We start from the raw sequence: 1,168 nt of genomic DNA on the forward strand, positions 1-1,168 counted from the left end.
GTTGGACGCGACTGTCCCGACTGCGGAAAACCCCTGGTCTATAAAACCGGTCGCTACGGGCGCTTTATTTCCTGCAGTGGTTATCCGGAATGTAAGCACATTGAACCGTTGACCCAGCCCAAGTCTTCCGGCGTCACCTGTCCTCAATGTGGAGAAGGCGAACTGGTAGAAAAGCGCAGTCGTTATGGCAAAGTATTTTATTCCTGTAATACCTATCCGAAATGCACTTATGCTGTCTGGGGGCCTCCGGTGGCCAAAGCCTGTCCACGTTGTGCCTGGCCGATCATGATCGAAAAAAGTGGAAAACGACTGGGTGAGCAGCTCGCCTGTCCCCAGCCAGAATGCGGATTCCATTTTCAGGTGACTGCCAGCGAAGCGGAAATTGCAGCACTGCTGGTGGACTATACGCCGCCTCCTCCCCGGGAAAAACGCGCCGCACCCGCCAAAGCTCCAGCGCGCAAAGCCGCCAGCAAGGCAGCGAAAAGTCCCGCGAAAAAAACCACGGCCAAAAAAACCGCCAAGGTCTCGGCAACTTCCGTAGACAAACCCGCGCCCGCACCACGCAAGCGCGCCAGTAAAAAAGTAGACAACCCATGACTTACGTCGTTACCGAAAACTGTATCCAGTGCAAGTACACCGATTGCGCAGAAGTGTGTCCTGTAGAATGCTTTCATGAAGGCCCCAATTTTCTGGTTATTGATCCTGACGAATGTATTGACTGCGCCGCCTGTATTCCCGAATGCCCGGCAGATGCCATTTTTGCCGAAGATGAGGTGCCGGAAGACCAGCGCGACTTCACCGCCATCAATGCCGAACTCACCAAAAAATGGCCGGTGATTTTGCGCAAGAAAAGTGCCTTACCTGATGCAGAAACCTGGAACGGCAAAGCGGATAAGCGCCCACTCCTGAAAGAGGCATAAACGGAGATCATGAAATGTTTCACGTGAAACATGTCTGCTAAAAAAACAGAAGCGGGCTCTCCCGAATTTCCTCCTTTACGCTTGAGCGGGAGCGTCTTTACGCTTTCTGTTTTACAGCTGGAAAGTAATGACCCAGCCTTACTCAAGGCGTGCATTGACGAAGAACACCGCCGTCATCCTGCTGCTGCGGCATTCCATCAGGAATCACCGCTGGTCTTGGATCTGAGCGGCATTCCTGAAGAAGCCCC

At 53.2% G+C, this 1,168-nt stretch carries 2 protein-coding genes and 1 pseudogene; all 3 read left to right on the plus strand.

The genetic code is table 11. The features are described from left to right. Positions 1–597 (plus strand): DNA topoisomerase family protein (locus AC2VLY_RS12970; protein ID WP_486922417.1); only part of this gene is annotated, 597 nt, incomplete at its 5' end. Continuing rightward, the gene (gene fdxA, locus AC2VLY_RS12975; RefSeq protein WP_193650264.1) at positions 594–920 is read left to right on the plus strand and encodes a ferredoxin FdxA; all 327 of its coding nucleotides are present in this window, start codon (positions 594–596) and stop codon (positions 918–920) included. The genes AC2VLY_RS12970 and fdxA, both read left to right, overlap by 4 nt. A 30-nt stretch (positions 921–950) precedes the next feature. Next, a pseudogene (locus AC2VLY_RS12980) lies at positions 951–1,168 on the plus strand (septum site-determining protein MinC); the annotation flags it as partial.

This window comes from Acidithiobacillus sp. TH-A36 (assembly GCF_057473445.1).